Origin of the sequence: Photobacterium indicum (genome assembly GCF_003026215.1) — a bacterium.
Lineage (GTDB): Bacteria > Pseudomonadota > Gammaproteobacteria > Enterobacterales > Vibrionaceae > Photobacterium > Photobacterium indicum.
Genome location: NZ_PYOC01000001.1, coordinates 758,119 through 778,086 on the forward strand (window position 1 = coordinate 758,119; position 19,968 = coordinate 778,086).

General features: G+C 37.2%; 21 protein-coding genes and 1 tRNA gene. 11 read left to right on the forward strand and 11 right to left on the reverse strand.

Annotation, left to right across the window (positions count from 1 at the left end):
* Positions 1–198: 198 nt before the first annotated feature.
* Positions 199–981: a nucleotidyltransferase family protein gene (locus tag C9J47_RS03225; protein WP_107252221.1), complete on the reverse strand. Its 783-nt coding sequence runs from the start codon at positions 979–981 to the stop codon at positions 199–201.
* Positions 982–1,295: 314 nt separating this feature from the next.
* On the opposite strand from C9J47_RS03225, the gene C9J47_RS03230 reads away from it, so the two are divergent.
* A complete protein-coding gene (locus C9J47_RS03230; RefSeq protein ID WP_107252222.1) occupies positions 1,296–1,625 on the forward strand; it encodes a hypothetical protein in 330 nt (109 codons plus the stop codon).
* 115 nt (positions 1,626–1,740) lie between these two features.
* On the opposite strand, the gene C9J47_RS03235 is transcribed toward C9J47_RS03230, so the two are convergent.
* The 3 genes from C9J47_RS03235 to C9J47_RS03245 all read right to left on the reverse strand — a co-directional run bounded on the left by C9J47_RS03235 (position 1,741) and on the right by C9J47_RS03245 (position 3,820).
* Positions 1,741–2,097, reverse strand: coding sequence for a HopJ type III effector protein (locus C9J47_RS03235; RefSeq protein ID WP_107252698.1), 357 nt, complete (start codon positions 2,095–2,097; stop codon positions 1,741–1,743).
* 128 nt (positions 2,098–2,225) lie between these two features.
* Entirely contained in the window at positions 2,226–2,618 is a 393-nt protein-coding gene (locus tag C9J47_RS03240) for a DUF2750 domain-containing protein (protein WP_011220516.1), read from the reverse strand.
* Between the two features lie 200 nt (positions 2,619–2,818).
* Positions 2,819–3,820, reverse strand: a complete 1,002-nt coding sequence (locus tag C9J47_RS03245) for a transporter (protein ID WP_107252223.1) — start codon at positions 3,818–3,820, stop codon at positions 2,819–2,821.
* Between the two features lie 375 nt (positions 3,821–4,195).
* On the opposite strand from C9J47_RS03245, the gene C9J47_RS03250 reads away from it, so the two are divergent.
* From C9J47_RS03250 to C9J47_RS03275, 6 genes are all read left to right on the forward strand, one after another.
* Positions 4,196–4,885: a hypothetical protein gene (locus C9J47_RS03250; RefSeq protein WP_107252224.1), complete on the forward strand. Its 690-nt coding sequence runs from the start codon at positions 4,196–4,198 to the stop codon at positions 4,883–4,885.
* Positions 4,886–4,929: 44 nt separating this feature from the next.
* Positions 4,930–5,262, forward strand: a complete 333-nt coding sequence (locus tag C9J47_RS03255; RefSeq protein ID WP_011220519.1) for a hypothetical protein — start codon at positions 4,930–4,932, stop codon at positions 5,260–5,262.
* A 205-nt stretch (positions 5,263–5,467) separates the two neighbouring features.
* Positions 5,468–6,097: a hypothetical protein gene (locus C9J47_RS03260; protein WP_107252225.1), complete on the forward strand. Its 630-nt coding sequence runs from the start codon at positions 5,468–5,470 to the stop codon at positions 6,095–6,097.
* A 170-nt stretch (positions 6,098–6,267) separates the two neighbouring features.
* Positions 6,268–6,942 (forward strand): C39 family peptidase, encoded by a 675-nt coding sequence (locus tag C9J47_RS03265; RefSeq protein ID WP_107252226.1) that lies wholly within the window; start codon positions 6,268–6,270, stop codon positions 6,940–6,942.
* A gap of 8 nt (positions 6,943–6,950) precedes the next feature.
* Complete coding sequence (locus C9J47_RS03270) at positions 6,951–7,451, forward strand: hypothetical protein (RefSeq protein ID WP_107252227.1); 501 nt, start codon at positions 6,951–6,953, stop codon at positions 7,449–7,451.
* A gap of 311 nt (positions 7,452–7,762) precedes the next feature.
* Complete coding sequence (locus C9J47_RS03275; RefSeq protein WP_107252228.1) at positions 7,763–9,112, forward strand: sigma-54-dependent transcriptional regulator; 1,350 nt, start codon at positions 7,763–7,765, stop codon at positions 9,110–9,112.
* A 67-nt stretch (positions 9,113–9,179) separates the two neighbouring features.
* Here the strand turns inward: C9J47_RS03275 and C9J47_RS27425 are convergent, their stop codons facing one another.
* The 3 genes from C9J47_RS27425 to C9J47_RS03285 all read right to left on the reverse strand — a co-directional run bounded on the left by C9J47_RS27425 (position 9,180) and on the right by C9J47_RS03285 (position 12,200).
* A complete protein-coding gene (locus C9J47_RS27425; protein ID WP_281258893.1) occupies positions 9,180–9,311 on the reverse strand; it encodes a hypothetical protein in 132 nt (43 codons plus the stop codon).
* A gap of 260 nt (positions 9,312–9,571) precedes the next feature.
* The gene (locus C9J47_RS03280) at positions 9,572–11,014 is read right to left on the reverse strand and encodes an MltF family protein (protein WP_107252229.1); all 1,443 of its coding nucleotides are present in this window, start codon (positions 11,012–11,014) and stop codon (positions 9,572–9,574) included.
* 79 nt (positions 11,015–11,093) lie between these two features.
* Complete coding sequence (locus tag C9J47_RS03285) at positions 11,094–12,200, reverse strand: GGDEF domain-containing protein (RefSeq protein ID WP_107252230.1); 1,107 nt, start codon at positions 12,198–12,200, stop codon at positions 11,094–11,096.
* A gap of 317 nt (positions 12,201–12,517) precedes the next feature.
* Between C9J47_RS03285 and nrdD the strand changes: the two genes are divergently transcribed.
* From nrdD to C9J47_RS03300, 3 genes are all read left to right on the forward strand, one after another.
* Positions 12,518–14,653: an anaerobic ribonucleoside-triphosphate reductase gene (gene nrdD / locus C9J47_RS03290; RefSeq protein ID WP_107252231.1), complete on the forward strand. Its 2,136-nt coding sequence runs from the start codon at positions 12,518–12,520 to the stop codon at positions 14,651–14,653.
* Positions 14,654–14,754: 101 nt separating this feature from the next.
* Positions 14,755–15,228, forward strand: a complete 474-nt coding sequence (nrdG, locus tag C9J47_RS03295) for an anaerobic ribonucleoside-triphosphate reductase-activating protein (protein WP_107252232.1) — start codon at positions 14,755–14,757, stop codon at positions 15,226–15,228.
* 325 nt (positions 15,229–15,553) lie between these two features.
* Positions 15,554–15,817 (forward strand): DUF2960 domain-containing protein, encoded by a 264-nt coding sequence (locus tag C9J47_RS03300; protein ID WP_006230381.1) that lies wholly within the window; start codon positions 15,554–15,556, stop codon positions 15,815–15,817.
* Between the two features lie 41 nt (positions 15,818–15,858).
* On the opposite strand, the gene C9J47_RS03305 is transcribed toward C9J47_RS03300, so the two are convergent.
* Complete coding sequence (locus C9J47_RS03305) at positions 15,859–16,680, reverse strand: ceramidase domain-containing protein (RefSeq protein ID WP_107252233.1); 822 nt, start codon at positions 16,678–16,680, stop codon at positions 15,859–15,861.
* Between the two features lie 8 nt (positions 16,681–16,688).
* Positions 16,689–17,090 carry a globin gene (locus tag C9J47_RS03310; RefSeq protein WP_107252234.1) on the reverse strand — a complete coding sequence of 134 codons (402 nt, stop codon included), beginning with the start codon at positions 17,088–17,090 and terminating at the stop codon, positions 16,689–16,691.
* 294 nt (positions 17,091–17,384) lie between these two features.
* On the opposite strand from C9J47_RS03310, the gene C9J47_RS03315 reads away from it, so the two are divergent.
* Positions 17,385–17,475, forward strand: a tRNA-Ser gene (locus C9J47_RS03315).
* Between the two features lie 54 nt (positions 17,476–17,529).
* On the opposite strand, the gene C9J47_RS03320 is transcribed toward C9J47_RS03315, so the two are convergent.
* Both C9J47_RS03320 and C9J47_RS03325 read right to left on the reverse strand, forming a co-directional pair.
* Entirely contained in the window at positions 17,530–18,210 is a 681-nt protein-coding gene (locus C9J47_RS03320; RefSeq protein WP_107252235.1) for a response regulator, read from the reverse strand.
* A complete protein-coding gene (locus C9J47_RS03325; RefSeq protein ID WP_107252236.1) occupies positions 18,203–19,807 on the reverse strand; it encodes an ATP-binding protein in 1,605 nt (534 codons plus the stop codon). The genes C9J47_RS03320 and C9J47_RS03325 overlap by 8 nt, the downstream gene beginning before the upstream one ends.
* Positions 19,808–19,968: the final 161 nt, after the last annotated feature.

Genomic DNA, 19,968 nt, shown 5'->3' on the forward strand with positions numbered 1-19,968 from the left:
AACGGTGACGTAAAAAGTGTGTATGTGTTCTGTGGTTTGTTCTAATAATATTCCTCATATCTTTTGAATGAATGCATATAATAGCGGGTATACCTGAACATAAGATGAATTTAGGTCTACGATAAAAAATACGATGTTTTTTTGTGATAAAGGCCACATATTAGTAGCCTTAATGATAGTGAATATAAAATGTAGGAATTAACTTACGGCCAATTTAGGCTGTAAATATTCTTGCCATACAGAGTGGTAAAGATGAAGTGACTGATTACGCAATTGTCTTATTTTTGCTGACTCTATATCATTTAACTGACGATTATTTGCTTTAGCAGTACGTTCAATTGTTTGAATCTGTTCATATAATTGGTGTTCTTTACCATTTTTAATATCAGATATACCCTCTAAATGAAGCTGTATTTCTGCAATATGTTGGCTGTTTGGAAGACGAACTAACATTTTTAAATCTCGATATCCTGATTTTGCGGGTTGTTTGAAACGGTTTTTCACTTCAACAATCGTCACTTCTTTACTCATAAGTTCAAAGGCCTGCACTAAACTACCTATGTCATCGGCAACTAAAGAGCCTCGTGCTAGGTCTGTTAATTTATGTACACTTCCATTTAATTCCGTTGCTATTTTATATTCGGCTCTGTCTCGTGATTTAATGCCCGGTGATGAAGCTCTTGTACCAGTCATCATCGACGTTTGTTGAATGAGTTGCTCTAATTCATGTTGAGCAATATAGGCTTGTTGATATAGAGAATCGAGATCATTCTGATCTTGCACAATGTGCAGCTGCCTCCACGTTGGGATCGCATAGAGACCACTTAGCGATCCTTGGAAAGATTTTTTTGACTTCTGCGCTGATGAGGGAAGTTCGGATTCTGAATCGGTGTAATTAGGCAAACTGGCTGTAGCGATAGGGCTACGACCTAATACAAATAAAAGAACAAAGCAGGTGCGAAGTATAGATTTGGTACCCATTAAAGCTCCTGTATGCACATAACTTAGAAATTAAAACTGCCAAAGTGTGCTGGTTCGGATGAACAACATATCCGTGTACATAAGATATCTGTCTTCATTATCTTGTTTCAATGGGTGAATTGATAAAATGAGAGGTGGTAATATTAAGGTTGTGACGTGCTTCCCATTGTGTATATTTTGAATGATTCATATCAGCTGAAACTCCTATTAAGGTGTTACGAAATATGTAGTTCTTACTGATGCTCTTAACTTAGCTGTTACCATTGCTTAGTGGTAAACTAGCTTTGTTTCTTATTTCAATAAATGGGTGAATTGTGCAGCAGAATCTAGCGATTGTATTTGTAGTTATTTGGTTGGGATTAACCGTTGGCAGTGTAATGCTGTTTCAACGTGGTTCAGATGTAAAGCGTAAGCGTAAACTATGGCCAATTTATACCATTTTCACTAACACTGTGATTGGTGGGTTTATTATTTATATGCAGCCGCCGATTGTACTCATGTTTAGTTTGTTGGTTTTGCTTATTCCAGTGACTTTCTTAACTATTCGTTCTACTAAATTTTGTGAAGCATGCGGTCAAGTTACACGGACGCCATTTTTCTTAAAGCCAGCAACGAAGTGCAGCCATTGTCAAAAGCCTCTGTAACATTAGTTAACGGTAACATTAGCTAACAACGTGAATGTGTTGGTTTCGAAAGTAAACTTGGTTTAGGTTTGTAGCTGAAACCAAGTTTATCGTTGTTTTTGAATTGCTAGCCCAATTATGCACTTTTTGTAATAAGTGGATCGACACTAAAATTGATACCCACCCAACCATATTTCATAAAATTGCGAATATTCATGTGATCGACGTTGTCAGGGTTTTGTAATACATCAATACGATAATAGTTACCAAAACACGCTAGGGTTTCTGCTTCAGACAATTCATGTTTTTTAGCAAAAGAGAAGATACGGCAAGAACCTTCATTAGTGCCTATTGCATTGGTGAGTGTTTCATTACCTAAACCATTTGTAAAAGATGCAGGCGAAAAATCATAATGCTTATTAATGGTTTCAATGACTGTTTCAAATGCGATCGATTCAGGGTGAGTTTTTAATCTATGAATAAGCGCTTCCATGGCTTTATTTCTCCAAAATTGATAGTGCTTGGTTTTAACCATACCGATTAGTTTATTAAAGAATAAAAAAGGGCTATAAAGCCCTTTAAACATATTTGTTATGATACTACTTAGCGTTGCTAAGAGGCCTATTTACTTTTTTTAGCTTGTTGCTTTAGCTCAAAATCAAGCTCATCTGGGAATATGACTAAGCCATCTTCATTTTCATTAGGGAAAACAACGATAGCAAGACCATCATCTTCTAGTCCATGCGTCCAGCGGCTGTGCCATTTGTTTATTGAGATAGCTTCTGCTTTGCATGTATCCCATTCGCCTGTCGCCCAAGCTTCTGCGAATTCTTTGTTTGGCCATACTGGAACACAATCTTCGTCATCTGTATTTAGCATAACGCAACCATGTTCATCGATCAGGATCCAAATTTCACGATTAGTGACAACTTCTTTAACTAGGTATTTGAAACGTTTTTCTGCATCATAACCTTTTATCGTTTCGACCATCGTTGGCTCTAAAGGTGTAGACATGATTTTGTTCCTGTTGCATCTGAGTATAAGGCTAATATGATAAATCAAAATTGCACTTTAGTCTTATATTGCACCTGGAAACTTTATGACAAGTTTATAACCGAGGTCCTTAAGGTGCTTGCAAAGCTCACTTTGAACATAAAAAACCGCTATGTAAGCGGTTTTTTAGGGCTTGAACCCGGACCATATAAAGATCGTGACTATTTTAGGGTGTAAGGAATACGAACAGTAAGTTGGAAGTCAGGGGCATCTGCTGTTAATCCTGCTGATGCACCAACATTGATAGTGGTATCACGGCTAACAGCATAGTTAGCACCTACAGAAAGGGAGTCTAGCTGTAAAACTTTTGCATTAAAGTTTTCAACACCACTGACCTTTGATTTAAAGATTGTCTTGTGACTCAAGCCAAGGCTGAATGAGAACTTAGGGTTAACAGCAAAGCCCATACCGGCACCAAACGAAATGGTATCGCCAAGGTCAATGGATGCTTTTGTTCCTGCTAAATCAACATCATCTTCAATATTCCAGATATAGCTCGTATTCATGTAAATCACAGCAGGATCGACTGGCATTATCATCGTTAAGCCAGGCTCTATGCTTGGAAAGCCTGAACCTGTTGGCAAATCATCAGGTGAACCTTCATAAGGTGAGTCGCCTGTTGTGCTTTTGAAGCGTAAACTACCTATCCAATAAGGGGCGGTATTCATATTGAATTGGTATTTAAACCCCGCCTCAATGTCACCTAAACCATTTCCATCTAAATCAATTAATATATCTTCGTCTTGTCCTATACCAGCAGAACGCTCTGAAATAGAGTCGCTTCTATATACCCAAGGGATTCGCACCTCTACTTCAAATCGGTTTGTTATGCCGTAACGACCAGATAGACCAAATGTTATTGTTGTTCTATCAATATCACTCGCTTGTATTAACCCTACAATTAAAGAGGGTAATACCGAATAACCAACAACAGAGATCGTATTTGATGAATTTTGCGTATAAGACAGTGAGGAATCAATAACAAATGACCCCCTTGGTGTTAAGACACCTGGCTGTTCAAAAATGTCAGCAACAGTTTGAACTCGTTTAGGTTTTTCTTCTTCAGCATTTTTACTAGGTTCTGTTTCCTCTGCTGCAATAACGGCTGCGTTAGAACATAAAGCAAGAAGCGCAATCAGGCTTTTATATTTGAATTCTTTCACGATTTCCTCACTTCGGTACAAAGGTAGTCCATAAAAAAGTGTAAGTTGGTAACAAAATAATACCAAGCAATATAAAAAGAGTAGTAGATGATAAGTTAAGCTGTTAATTATTTGTCTCAGAATAATGTCTTATATATGAGATGAGCATGAATCAGTCTTATAAGTAATAAATGTAATGTTTATGAGTTGCTGTTTTTTTAATTGGAAGAGTTAATATATAAATTGCTGGAATTAATATTAAGTTTTTATATTTAAAAACATTTGAAGTTATCAAAAATAATACAAGGTTATAATTTTACAACACTACTATTAAGTTATCTCGCAGCACATTGCGGGTAACAATAAAAAAACAACAAACATATTTGGAGTAACACTATGCGTAAAACTAATCTCGCACTTCTTGTGGCAGTTGTTGTTAGTTCACCAATAGCTTTAGCTAATTACTATCCACCGGCACCTGTTAATTCAGGGAATGACAATACAGACATTTATAAAAACGATGTTGGTAATAAAGACATTGACATTGATAAAGAAGATAGTCATGACCTTTATGTTGATGTTGATGATTCATTTAATCATGAATCGAACTACGACACTACAACAGATACTGAGACAAATTATACCAAAAATATTAGCCGTGATTATGATAATGACACATTGACAATGAAGAATGTCAATAATGATGAGAGTTACTATAACCAAGACAATAGCGATAATAGTACAGTTTGGAAAGATACTCTTAATGTAACTGAAGATATTAGCTGGGATGTTAATTTAGAAGAGAACCATTATGTATCTACTTCTTATTTAAGTGGTTATGTTACTGACAACGAAGTGACATATGGTGGTGCATGTTGTGATGGTGATGGTGGCGGCTATGGTCATCGTGGTGGTTATAATGATGATGATGGTGGTATGGGTGGAGACTTCTTTGTTGACCAGTCTAACTCTATGATGGATTCATTTAACGGTTCTTCTGGTATCAGCATGGCTGGTCAAAATGCGGGTAATAACTCAATGCTTCAGCAAAGTGCTAGCACAAATGCTGTTCTTGTTGGCTATTAAGATAATTACTGAGGATTACTTGGTGTAATTCTCAGGAGGATGTTATGAAATATTTAACACTGATAGTTGCAGTATTAATTACTTGTAGTGCTGCTGCAGATGAGTTGGATATTCTAGCAAGTTCTGAAATGCTAAGCGATACATCAATGAATCAATCTCGTGGCGGTCAATATGAGTTGAACATAGATGTAATGCATGCTGAATCAGACATGTACGGTGATGTTCAAGGAAATGGTGCCTACAATAATACGACAGGTGCCAATATGATAACTGAGGGTGCATTTGGTGAGTCATCTGGTATTTTTAATGTAGTTCAAAATACTGGTAATAATGTTCTTATCCAAAATGCAACAGTAGTGAACTTGACGTTGAAGTAAGCTGTTAGCGTATCTAAGCTGACATATAAAGAATATGTCAGCGACGACTCTACAGACCACTAATTAGGGGTTGTTTTATAGGGACTAACATCATCACTTAATACATGATTGCTTGTTTATAATTAGCATTGTGTCGAAAAGATATAAATAATAAACCCTATGTTTAAGTTATTACAATAATAAATAACATATTCGGAGTAATATCATGCGTAAATCAAATATCGCACTATTAGTAGCAGTTGTATTCGCATCACCACTAGCATTAGCTGTTACACAAGACAGTAATAATACCATTAAAGTAATAGAAGATTCTTATAATACGGATGTTGATGTTGATAAGGTAGATAGCCATGACAAAGACATCTATGTGACTAATGTTGGCAACACTGAATACAATGATACGGTAGATTATACAGACGAAACTAATACTGAAATCGATAAATCAAGTACTTATGATAACGATACATTAACCTTGAAAAATATTGGTAATGATAGAAGCGTTTGGAAACAAGATAATAGTGATAACTCGATGAATTCGACTTATGACACTACGATGGACTACTCTGAAGCTTGGGATGTTAACATCGAGATCGATACGTATATGTCGGCTGCTGAGTTAGATGGTGCAGTTATGGGCTCAAATGTGACATATGGTGGTGCATGCTGCGATAGTGGAAAGAGTGGTTCGGGGGGAGATTTCACTGTTAATCAAACCAACTCTATGTCTAACTCTTTTGGCGATGCCTCTGGTATCAGTATTGCGGGTCAGAACGTAGGTAATAACGCGTTGGTACAGCAAACTACAAGTACAAATGCGGCTTTGGTTTCTCCTTAGTCAATATAGCTATTTGTTAAGGGCCTTAGGGCCCTTATTAATTTCCCAAAATTGTTACAAATGAGACAAAAATATTAATCAATTAGTTAATACTTGAAATATAAATACATTAAATAAATTGTATGTTAAACACTACGATTTGTTTGAGCATATAACATAATGGTATGTTTATGAAAACGTCTCTGTTTATTATTGCTGGCTTTTTTCTTAGTTCATCAGTTTTTGCTCTCGATTATTTTCCGAGTAGAGGTGCATATAATGTCAAAGTTAAAAGTTACCAAGAGAAAGTTTTTGGCGATGTGCAAAGGCAACAATATGACTTTAGTTGCGGTTCTGCGGCTGTTGCATCTTTATTAACTTATCATTATGGTTTAGAAACATCCGAAAATACTGTATTTGAATATATGTTCAAATACGGAGATAAAGAAAAAATAGAGCAACAGGGTTTTTCCATGCTAGATATGAAAAAATATCTGGAAGCTCAAGGGCTAACGGCAAATGGATATAAGTTACCGTTAATGAAATTAAAGAAATTAGGCGTTCCAGGTATTACAATTGTAAACTTTGATGGCTATATGCATTTTGTTGTAATAAAAGGTATGAATAGCAGTCAAGTTATACTCGGAGACCCCTCTCGGGGTACACTAACAATGGATATCGATGATTTCGAAGCTGGTTACAAAGGATTAGTATTATTAGTTAAGAATAACGTTAAAGTTGGCAAAGAAAGTTTCATAAAACAAGAAAATTATAGTGTTTACACGCCCTCTCCTGTTTCAGAGGCTGTAACTAGAGAATCACTTGCAACCTTTAGTATTACTCTACCTGGGGCAAATGATTATTAGAGGCTAGTATGAAAAAAACATCAAAATGGTTTTTTGCATCTGTAATAGGAGGTGCGGCCTTTTGGGCTAGCGCATCAATAAATCACGAAACTATAGATGATTTTGGTTTACTTACAATGAGTGAAACTGAAATGTCATCGATAAGAGGTGGTTTCGTATCCATTAATGATACATTAATTAATATTGGATTATCTATCTCGACAGCGCTAAATGGCGAAAAGGTATTTACCTCCTATATTGCAGATCTAACGATAGATAATGGGGTGCTAACATCCTCTTCATCATCAGCTAAACCTGTAAGTGTAGTCCAAAATGGTGAAGGTAACACAGCACCAGAAACGATAAGTATTGATACTGGTAGTATCGCGAGTATTATTCAAAATACAAGTGACAATACAACGATACGAGTAGAAACTCAGTTAGATATACAGGCTGATGTGAATAGCTATCTTGAAAGACAAGTTATTAACAATAGAATAGAGAATTCTATATTGTATTCTTCTTATTGATTGAAATTATTATGGTTCGTACAATTGAAATAAGGCATGGTGATTTAATTACTGTGCCTTTTTTGTTGTTTTCATTATGCCGATAGTGTTGCTGATTAAAATATTCATAATTTATTATAAATTAGAGGAACTTTTAAAGTTGAATAAGTCTCTGATTTAGTAGGTCTATTTTTAATGTTGATTTATATGTCACATAAATAGGCGGTTTAAGAGTCATTTTCTTACTTCTGATACCCTACATACGTGTCATTTATTGCCTATATTCTTAATACATTAAAAATAATATGTACATTGATAGCGTGGTGATTTCGATGGTGACTCAATCTAAAAATAAATCAATAAATGGTCGTCTTGTTGCAATTGGTTGTAATTATGAACCTTGGATTGCGCTTCTTGAACAATCAGGATGGAAAACACATTGTTGTTATGATCTTAGGACAGCAGATTCAATACTAGAAGAGTACAGCCCATGCATATGCATTGTTGATTTAAGCAATAACGATTTTAGCTTAAATAGTATTTCTTTGAGGGCAAATAAAACTAAGCAAGTACGTTGGATTGCGTTAATTAAAAATGAGCAGCTAGAAACGGATGCTATCTGTCAGTTTATTAATAATTATTGTGTCGATTACTTTTCAATGCCGATACCTAGCACCTTACTCTTAGACACTGTCGGACATCAACTTGGTATGCTTGAGATAGAAGCAAAAACTTGGGTTGAGGTAACGTCACAGCACGATATGGGACTGTATGGTGACTCTAAATCGGTAAAGCAACTTCGTGATATGGTTAGACGTGTAGCATCAACAGAAGTGAATGTTTTTCTTACTGGTGAAAATGGTACAGGAAAAGAACTTATCGCGAAATCAATTCATAATTTGTCTAAGCGTAAAAATGCACCTTTTATTAATGTTAATTGCGGCTCACTAACATCAGATGAAGAGAAAATTGCATTTTTAAATTCGGCAACAAAACTTCATGATGATGAAAAGCCCAAATTTAATGGTACTATTTTACTCGATAATGTTGAAGAATTGTCAAAAGAACTACAAGATGAATTGTTAAGATATTTACAGGCACCTGCAGGGGAGTCTATAAATGAAGACGTAAATTGCGATATACGTATAGTCGTTTCATCAAGTGCAGATCTTGAAACTGCAGTAGCTAACGGTGAATTTAGTAAAGAGCTCTACTATCGCTTGAATGTGTTCCATATTAAAGTGCCGACTCTTAGAGAGCGTGGTTCTGATATTTATCTTTTAGCAGAAAAGTTTTTAGGTCAATTTTCTAATGAATATAATACTTTAGCATCGAGTTTCTCTGAAGACTCTAAGCAGTTACTCTTACGCTATAGTTGGCCTGGTAATGTAAGAGAGTTAATGAATCAAGTAAAGCGTGCAGCATTGCTTGCTGAGGGTAGCGAAGTAAAAGCTGAGCATTTTGATTTGCCAAGTAAATCTAACCTTAAGCAAAGCTTGCGTAATATTAAAGATGAAGCGGAAAAAGATGTATTAGTCGCTGTACTTGAAACACACCGTGGTCAAGTTGCTTCAGCGGCCAAAGATCTGGGTGTATCTCGCGCTACTATGTATCGTCTATTAAATAAACACAATATAGTTCCTGATGTTCGATATTATAATAATGGGCAAATGGGTGAATAGTTTTATTCCGAATCAAAGATAAAAAAGCTCGATTAATCGAGCTTTTTTTTTGAATATTCAATGGCAACTAATTTAATATAATAATATCGTCATCATGTTCGTTGTATTCATCTTGCATCAGGTATAAATCATTCGGCTGAATAACTAAGAGTTCATCTTCAGTTGGCACTACCAAAGTATTTTTGTTTAAAGCATCCATAATCTTCTCCCTTGTTATTTATGTTTCTTCCATTAATTATAAGATGTCGTCATTGAGTCATATGAAATGTTGATTAAGCATCTATAAGCTCAATTGTAGTGGTTGAAAATGACAGTAATGTGAAAGGTTGATCGTGATCTCACAATCGGTTTGGTTTTGATTGTTTTATGAACACATTATGACTGTTATTCTATTTTTAATGTCTTTTTTTATATTGATACTATGAGGCTGTAAGTGGCGTCGAAGGGCGTTTATAGAAGCTAGTGGCTGGGTATAAATAAGTAGTTCTTATGTCTTAACGCAGCTTGTTGACTTGTCGCATTTTGTAGAGAAAATATTTGTTTGTAAACAGTATAATAGCGGTTAATGTTACCCACGTAAGTAATGGGCTCAAGTCCGACATGTTTACGTGTTATTACTTCAACATTGTTAAACCATTTTGTACTGTCATAGCCTTGCTCTTCTGCAAGTCTACGCATTCTATTGATACGTCCTGGTCCTGCGTTATAGCTTGCTAAAGCAAAAAACATTTTATTCATGTCGTCAATGTCATCTGTGTCATAATATCTGTTCAATATGAAATCCATGTATTTTACACCAGCATGAATGTTGTTATCAATGTTATAGATATTTGAAATATTAATATAAGGTTCTTTTGCTGTTTGAGGTAGAACTTGCATGATACCTACAGCGCCAGCATGTGAGCGTTTAGTCTGGTCAAATTGAGACTCTTGAAAAGCTTGTGCTGCAATTAATAACCAATTCATGTCATACATATTGCTGTAACGAACAAATCGTTTTTCAAGCTTTTTGAATTTAGCTATATTGGTAGCACTTACCACTTTTTGAAACCATGCTTTGCTGTTTAAATAACGATTGAAGATAATATTACCATTTAGAGTTCCGTATCGATTCTTTTCAATAAAGTTGTTAACTAATTCTGCTAATTCTGGACTGTCTTTTCTAAAAGCCCAACCAATTGCTCCCCCTTTTCTGATGGGAAACTCAGTATGCATTTTTAAATCGTCAGTCACTAAATCCCAAAACTCTGCTTTATGATTATCCAGCACTGTCATTGGGATAATTTTCTGCTGGATCATTTGTAATAATTCATAGTCTTGAAGCGTTTCTTCAATGAAGTGTACGTACATTGTTTCAAGGCCTTGTTTCGCGAGTTTTTTGTTAATGCGGTTTACACTTCGGTAGTAACTAGAACTTGCCCTGATCCAGACATTTTTTTTAGATAAATTTTTTAATTGAGTGATAGGACTTTTATCTGTATGGGTAATAAAAATTTCATTGATATTACTAAGAATAGGAGAGCTGAAATCAACGGTTTTTTTTCGTTGACGTGTAATGGTCAAATTTGCTGCAACGATGTCACCGACTCCGGCCTGAAGTGCAGGAAGTAATTGATCTCGGTTGATGGGAATAACTTGTAAATGCAACTTTTGTTTCGTGCTGTTCAGTACATGTTGTTCAAATAACAGCAGCATTTCAGAGGTTATACCTTTTGGATGGCCTTTATCTAGGTAGTAAAAACCAAGGTCGGCAGATACAAGTATTCTGATTACACCATGCTCGCTTATTTGAGTCAGATCACCAGTAAATTTAGTGTTGTTAATGGGAGAGACTTCGAGTGCGAACGATGTTGAAATGAAAGCATTAAAGCATAGTAATGCAATGACAAATCTTTTTAGCATGAACGATAACTCAATAAGGTAATGTTATTGAGTATAGTCAATTCACCTTTTTAAGTGATTAGGGTCATGAAATGTGTGTCTATGCTGCTTTGTATTGATCGCGTCCTGCTTCTTTCGCTTTGTAGAGTTGGTCGTCAGCTTCTTGCACTAGTTGCTCTGGTCCCTTTTGAGTTTTCCATGTCGTTATGCCTTGGCTAAGTGTAACGAAATCATTCACGCTAGAAGATGGATGGGGTATTGCTTCTTGTTGTAGGGTGCGATGAATACGTTCGGCGACTTTTTTGGCACCTTCTAAATGGGTATTGGGTAGAATAATAATAAACTCCTCACCACCATAGCGAGAAACAGAGTCTGATGTACGTAATAGGCTTTTTTGTAAGGTGCGGGCAACACGTTTTAAGCATAAGTCACCAGCAGGGTGACCAAGGTTATCGTTGTAATGTTTAAAATGGTCGATATCAATTAAGATAACAGACAGCGGTAAATGATTACGTTTTGCTAAATGGCAATGCTTATCTATTTCATATTCGAAAAATCGTCTGTTATAAAGGTTAGTTAACTGATCTTTGGTTGCTAGGTCAGAAAGCTTTTTTACCAATCTTTGATTTTCATGATCTTTTTCAACACTGTTATAAAACCAACGGTATAGCGTTCTACGGCCTGTTTCTACAATAATACAGATAGCCAGCACTTTTTCTATCGGCAATAACAACAGATGTCCAGCCTCAATGTAGTTTGCCCAAGTACTTACCAATAAGACGGGAAATATTGCAGCGTAAACGGCCTGACGAAGTGCATAGAACCCTAATAAAGAAGTCATCATGATTAAATCTGCCGCTATTTCAGCACTGGGCCACATTTGCCCAATGAAAGCGATGTGGTAAATAGCTAATGCCCAGCTAATGCCAAACAGTAAGGCGTAGAGTGTGGCTGTTTTGCGCCACTGTTGAGGGGGGGATTGCGAGTGGTAGAGAGCAATTCCTATCAAATAGACAATTGCTTGAAATGAGTATTGAGTCCAAGAACGATCTAAATACAGAGCGTTTTCTTTAATACCATTAAGCCAAATAGGGCCAACTATCATTAGTAAAATAATAAGAGAGATTGTTGCCGCCCATCGAAAACCAATCCGTATGTTTCTATAAGTTACGTCGTCTAACTGTTTAGCTAATGTTTGCTCATCCATGGCACATTCTTCTATCAATTCATTATCAAGTTGAGTGTACTTTATAAAGGAAAAGGCAAGGAATTTATTTTCATAAATGGGAGGAGATTACACAATAAAATTGTTGACAAAAATGATTGTAAAAAACGTTACATGCAAAAATTTGGCACTGTTCAAATTCATTGCTTGTTCACTGTACTACGATCAAAATAAACTGATTTAGATCAATGTTTGTTTCTCTGAAATCTCGCCTAATACACCACATATTGTATTTGCCCTCTCACTAAAGCCTATATTTTGTGTTTTAAGTGACAGTGTCATGTTAGTAGGAGCTTTGTGTGAAACCTGTAGTGATTAAGCGTGATGGATGCCGTGTACCGTTCAATACTCAACGTATTAAAGAGGCGATATTAGGTGCAGCCCAGTCAGTTGATGAAGTAGACGTAGAAGCAATGAATGAAGCCTACGCAGCTTCTGTAGCTGATGGTGTATTGTCTCAATTTTTGTCAGTTGAAGAAGTTGAAATTCACGCTATTCAAGATGCAGTTGAAAACCATTTGATGGTTGGCCCACACAAAGCGGTTGCGCGTGCTTATATTGAATATCGACACGATCGTGATATTGCGCGTGATAAGAAAAGCCTACTCAATAATGAAATTCGAGGGTTGATCGAACAGAGCAATGCATCGTTATTAAATGAGAACGCAAACAAAGACAGTAAAGTGATTCCTACTCAGCGTGATTTGCTAGCGGGTATTGTGGCAAAGCATTACGCTAAGCAACATTTGTTGCCTCGTGACATTGTAATGGCACACGAGCAGGGCGATATTCACTATCATGATCTAGATTATTCACCGTTTTTCCCTATGTTCAACTGTATGTTGATCGATCTTGATGGCATGTTGACGCATGGTTTTAAAATGGGTAACGCTGAAATTGATACTCCTAAATCAATTTCAACGGCTACAGCGGTTACCGCACAAATTATTGCTCAAGTTGCTAGCCATATTTATGGCGGTACAACTATAAACCGTATTGATGAAGTACTAGCACCTTATGTAACCGTGAGCTACGAGAAGCATTTGAGTGTTGCGACAGAGTGGGGCATTGCTGATCCAGAAGCGTTTGCTCGCTCTCGTACCGACAAAGAATGTTATGACGCATTCCAATCTCTAGAATATGAAGTCAATACGTTACATACCGCTAATGGACAAACGCCGTTTGTGACATTTGGCTTTGGTTTGGGCACTTCTTGGGAATCACGTTTAATCCAACAATCTATCTTAAGTAATCGTATTGCAGGATTGGGTAAGAATCGTAAAACAGCGGTATTCCCTAAGCTTGTATTTGCCATTAAAGATGGTTTAAACCATAAGCAAGATGATCCAAACTACGATATTAAAACGCTTGCACTAGAGTGTGCATCGAAGCGTATGTACCCTGACATTCTTAATTACGACAAAGTAGTTGAGATCACGGGCTCATTTAAAACCCCAATGGGTTGTCGTAGTTTCTTAGGTACTTATGAAGAAAATGGAAAGTTGATTCATGAAGGTCGTAATAACATTGGTGTTGTTAGCCTTAACTTACCGCGTATTGCCTTACAAGCTGAAGGTAGTGAAGCGCGTTTCTATGCATTATTAGACGACCGCCTAGTTCTAGCTCGTCGTGCCCTTGAAACACGTATTGCACGCCTAGATGGTGTTAAAGCACGTGTTGCACCTATTCTTTATATGGAAGGGGCGTGTGGTGTTCGTTTGAATGCTGATGATGATGTGTCAGAAATCTTCAAAAATGGTCGAGCGTCTATTTCGCTTGGCTATATTGGTATTCACGAAACAATCAATGCTATTTTTGGCACTGAAGCACATGTCTACGATGACGAGACACTACGTCAAAAAGCCGTTGATATTGTTAAGTACTTAAAAGCTGCGACAGATAAGTGGCAAGCAGAAACAGGTTACGGTTTCAGTTTATACAGTACGCCAAGTGAAAATCTATGTAGCCGCTTTTGTGCGATTGACGCGAAAGAGTTTGGTGTAGTAGAAGGTGTAACTGACAAAGGTTATTACACGAACAGTTTTCACCTAGATGTAGAAAAACAAGTAAACCCATACGATAAAATTGATTTTGAAATGCCATATCCAGAAGTGACGAGTGGTGGTTTCATTTGTTATGGCGAATATCCAAATATTCAACATAACGTCGAAGCTTTAGAGAACGTATGGGATTACAGTTACACGCGTGTACCATATTACGGAACAAATACGCCGATTGATGAATGCTATGAATGTGGCTTCATGGGTGAATTTGATTGTACGAGTAAAGGTTTTACATGCCCTAAATGTGGTAACCATGAACCGTCGAAAGTGTCTGTAACGCGTCGTGTGTGTGGTTATTTAGGCAGCCCAGATGCCCGTCCGTTTAACTTTGGCAAGCAAGAAGAAGTGAAACGTCGCGTTAAGCACATGTAATGTAAATATTTATGTAGATTCATTAAAAAGAACGTTTAAGAAGTGCCTGTTTGGCACTTCTTGCGTTTTGTTTATTCGTTTCAAGGTTGAGGAAACAAAACATGCACTACAACAATTACTATCCAGTTGATGTGGTTAATGGTCCTGGTACACGTTGTACGCTCTTTGTATCGGGATGTGAGCATCAATGCCGTGGGTGTTATAACAAAAGCACTTGGCGACTAGATAATGGGCATGCGTTTACTCAAGAAATGGAAGACAACATCATTAATGATTTAAATGATACGCGTATCAAGCGTCGTGGGTTGTCACTATCTGGTGGTGATCCCCTTCATCCTGCTAATCTCGCTTCTGTATTAAAACTTGTCATGAGAGTTAAAACGGAATGTGTAGGAAAAGATATTTGGTTGTGGTCTGGTTATGTTTTGGCTGAATTGACTGAGCACCAACAGCAAATAGTAGACTTAATTGATGTGCTGGTCGATGGTAAGTTTGAGCAAGGTAAGCGAGACCCATCCCTTGTGTGGAAGGGTAGCGAGAACCAAGTTATCCACTATTTTAATGAGATTGAATAAATTAAGCTCATAATGAACGTTATTGAGTAAAGTGTTTATTTGTAAAGCATTGCGTTGTGTGAAAATCACTCCAACGTTAATTTTTTGTGAATATTTCATACTGGTATACTGAGTTATCCACTGTTTCTGTGTATAACTGTGGGAGAAGAAGGTGTATGAAATTGGCTTGCACCTTTTTGGTGGGAATATTGCACAATATTGAAGCGCTTTTATTATGCTCAAAACAGCGATGGAAGCGCTTTTTGTGGGTATTCATACTACTTTTCTTTCATCTTTTGCTCATCTAAGGTACATTCCCATCTTTCCTGATCCGTAGGAGCCCGTCATGGCACGTACAATCCTTTATACTTATAAAGATGAAGAAAAAGAGCTTACTTTTTCATACGAAGAATACCATTCAATTCAAGAAGCCGTTGCCGCTGCTGAAGGAATTGATATTACTGCGTACTTAAAAATGGAACAGCAAATTGAAGCTGTGACTCGCGACAAAAAAGCAGTAAGAGACTACCGTGATAACCATTTCAGAAAGCTAGGTTTTGGTCGTATTACCCTAGCTCAAAAAGAAAACCGTGGTGTCGGTAAGAAATAACTAACGGATTGTAATGTTTTTACAACGCGTAAAATGGGTACTCACTGAGTATCCTTTTTTTTGACTGCTACTTTCTTTTCCTGTGTGTTGCTATCATCTTTCTTTCGCTCCCTGAATCCTATATAAATAAAGTAAGCCCCCAATGCTGCAATAACGTGTTTGACAGAGTGTCCACTTATTCCCCCCAACAATGCATATATTTCGTCGTCGTTAGATTCTGCCCATTTTGATAATACATAGGCAATGAGCGCGTATAGATAATACTGCCTGTGAGTAAATCGAGAGCAAAAGAAATAAAGAATAATGGGGAAGTGTATAATTGGGATGACTTGAATTAACACATAAGCAGACATATCTCCACGACCGTTTTGTAGCGTTGTTATATACCAATACACAATAGATAAAAAGCCATACACAATCATGGGGAAAAATAACCAACGACCGGCATCTCGTGATACAAACTCCGTTAAAATAATGCAATAGAGTGCGATAAAAGCGAGGGTGATCGGTATTCTGTCGAACATTAAGGTGAAATCGTTAGGGGTTAAGTGGTAATAACTTGATGCAAAGAAAGTGAGCATGATAGCGAAGAAAAAGAAGGGGTATTGCAGTACAATATTTGGTTCAATGGCCACCGAACGTTGCCTGAATAATTGTAACCCTTTAAGCCCAACATATAAAAAGGGGAGGTTAGAGATTACATTCCAAAAATTCGGAATCGAAAAAAACATGCGTTGATCAGCGTAGTCATAAAAGTTACCGCTTTGTTTTATAGGGGAGAAGATAATAGCGGCAAGAGTAAGAACAGCAGCAATAACAATAAGCCCTGTGACTTTCTTGTGATAAGAAGATAGCTTCACCATTATTCACCTCATAATTTACACTCAGCTTTCATAATAGTAATACCTTCGTTGAAACATTGTCGCCATGCTTGTTCTACTGACTGATTATAAGCAGGGTCGCATTCTTTAATTGTATCGATTAAGCATTCAAACCAAAGGTCAATATCTAAAGGTTTTATTCCTAATCCATCGGGTCCATGGCGTTTACCAAACTTTTTTACTGTTGCTCTCGCTTGTTCTGATGTTGCAGCGAGCATAATGATTAGCAATGATGCTTTAATCATTTTCATCTGATTTTTCATATCAACATGTGTGAACATCGCACGAAATTTTTCATTTTTTTCAAAAAAATGCTCATAAAAAAGAGGCATGAAATGAGGGTTTCGGTTACATCTGGCATAACTGTCGTTAAAAACTTCATAAATATCCATATTCATCCTTCATTTACTTATTCATACATTATTGACTTTCTTTCTCATTGTTGTTTGAAAGCTATGAGGTTAATAAGTATATCAGGCATATTTATTAATCGTTGATCAATAGCTGAGATATTGATTTAACCCATATAATAAACACGATATTTCATTTTTTGATTGATTTATAGTCGCCATATTGATTTATCTTCCCTCTATATGGTTGCTTTCTTTGCTTTGTGTTTGAATGGTGAGCGCTTGATTCTAAAAGGGTTTACAGCCATGCTTTAGAACCGTATTATTCACCGCGTTGGAGAGATGGCTGAGTGGTCGAAAGCACCGGTCTTGAAAACCGGCAAGGGTTTATAGCCCTTCTAGGGTTCAAATCCCTATCTCTCCGCCACATTTAGAAAAGGGCGCTGTTTTATCAGCGCCCTTTTTGCATTTCTTCAAGCTGCTACTTAACCATCTGATACAAACGGCGAGGTCTACCGCCCGTATTGTAGTTTAACACTAAGTTAATTGAGCCTTCTGACTCTAGAAACTCTAGATAACGCCTTGCTGTAACACGGCTGACGTTCATGCGTTCACCAATTTCATCGGCAGAGAAATCATGTAACTTCTCTTTATTCAAAATTGCCTTCAATGAGGCGAGGGTAGTGGCATCAATGCCTTTCGGTGTTTGGCGCAATTGTTTTGCAGGCGCTTTACGTAAGATCTGATCGATGTCGCCTTGGTCAACAGTGGCTCTACGAGAAAACTGCTGTTTGTATAGCTGATAATCGTTTAACGCTTGGTTAACGCGAGACATGCGAATTGGTTTTACTAAATAATCAATCACACCCAGCTGAACAGCTTTTTCGACCGTGGTTGTTTCACGCTCAGCGGTCGTCATAATGAAATCACAATCTGCTTTTTGTTCACGTAGGTGGCGAATAACATCAATGCCATTACCATCAGGCAGCGTTATATCGACAAAGATTAATGTTGGTTTATATGCCTCGAATTGAGTAAAGGCTTCTGAGCAGCTTTCACTAACAGCAACAACAGTAAAATCAGGATGTTGATTGATAGTGGATTCGAGTGTGTAGCTTGCGCGAATATCATCTTCAAGAAGCATTACAGTCGTTTTAGTCATAATTGGCGATTTCATTTTTATCTAAGTAAATGCTGAACAGCGTAGTATGTTGCTCTGTACGTTCCCAATCAATACTTCCGTGAAAGTAATTGACCAGTTGTTTGACCAAGTACAAGCCTATACCACTTTGTTCATCGCTATATTTCGAGCTTACACCGAATTCCAAAATGTTTTCTGATATGTTTTCGGGTACCCCTGCGCCGCTGTCTTGAATCTCTAAAATGATGTGATTACTGCGATCGCTCAGGTACACATTTATTTCAGGTTCTGCGTTGTTCCTATTTTGCCATGCCGCGAGCAGGGCATTATCTATAAGGTTGCCTATCATAGTGACGAGTTTTTCTGATATGTTTTTCTCATAACTTGATAGATTTGTATCCACATCGATCGTGTATTTCACTCCAATTTTTGATGCTTTATTGAATTTTGCGAGCAATAAGCCTGCTACAGAGCTATCTGTCACAGACAATACAATTTTATGAATAATTGATTGGTAGTTATCCGTTTCTTGTTGGATGAAATCAACGGCTTCATCGTATTTTCCGATTTGTAACATGCCTGAAAGCACATTGAGCTTATTGGAGTACTCGTGTGTTTTACTGCGAAGTAACTCAGTGTAATTTTTTAGGTAGTTGACTTCGTGTTCAAGCTCGCTTTGGTCAAGGTTTGCGAAGAATACAATTGCGTGACCAAGCAAACCTTTTTGGGTGTTTATTGGGTAGACATTGGCTCGGTATTTCAATTTACCAATATTGAAATCCCCTTGATGGAATACCCCATGATTAGCGAGAACCAGATGACTTAACGGCATGGAATAGCGTGACAAAGGCTGATTAACATAGTCGTATCGACCCAGTATCCCCATGGAAAGCATCTTAATTGCGCTGTTATTAATCGTCGATATATTCATGTCGCTATCTACTGCAATAATAGCGTCACGAATACTATCAAGCACCATTTCATGTTCGTTGAATTTATTCACGATAAATTCCGGCTCATAGTCTAGAAAGGTACGTTTCATTTTAAAGACAAAAGCAATTATTGTGCTAATACCAAGTAGGTAGACGACGCTGATAAGCACACCAATATGACCATATTGCTGTAGCAAAAGATCCGTTGTTTTCTCTGATAAATACCCTATGCAGATTGCACCGATGACTTTTCCATCTAAATAAATAGGAGAAAAATTACGGATAGCTTTGCCCAGTGAGCCTGATGCCGTACTACTGTATTCGGAACCTTGTTCCAGTACAGGATAAATGTCATTACCAATGAAGTGCTTGCCGACTTTACCTGGATCTGGGTGGTTTAATCGAATCGCATTTTTGTCGACGACCACGATAAAGGAAGCATCTGTACGTGTCTTGATATCTTCCATATAGCTTTGAAGATTGTAATTTTGCTGCTTATTTTGAGTATCAACGGCATTAATGACCTTTGGGTCATGGGCGATCACACGAGCAAGTTCTAACCCCCTCGCTTCAATACCTTCCTGATGTAAATTTTGCAGTAAAAAAAAGATTGCAGTGGTTACGACGATAACAATAGAAGAGGTGGTAGCAACTGTAGTTAAGGCCAAATAGCTCTTAAGTTTCATATAGGTCTTAGAATAGCAACGTTCATGACGAGACAGTATAACGGGCTATCTGCGGGTATTAATAGATGCTGAGTCAGAATTAATGATGTTTAGGCTGCTATTTTACAACATCTTCCCATCACAGCAGCGTGTACAAAAGTTACAAAAGGTAAAGATAGTTA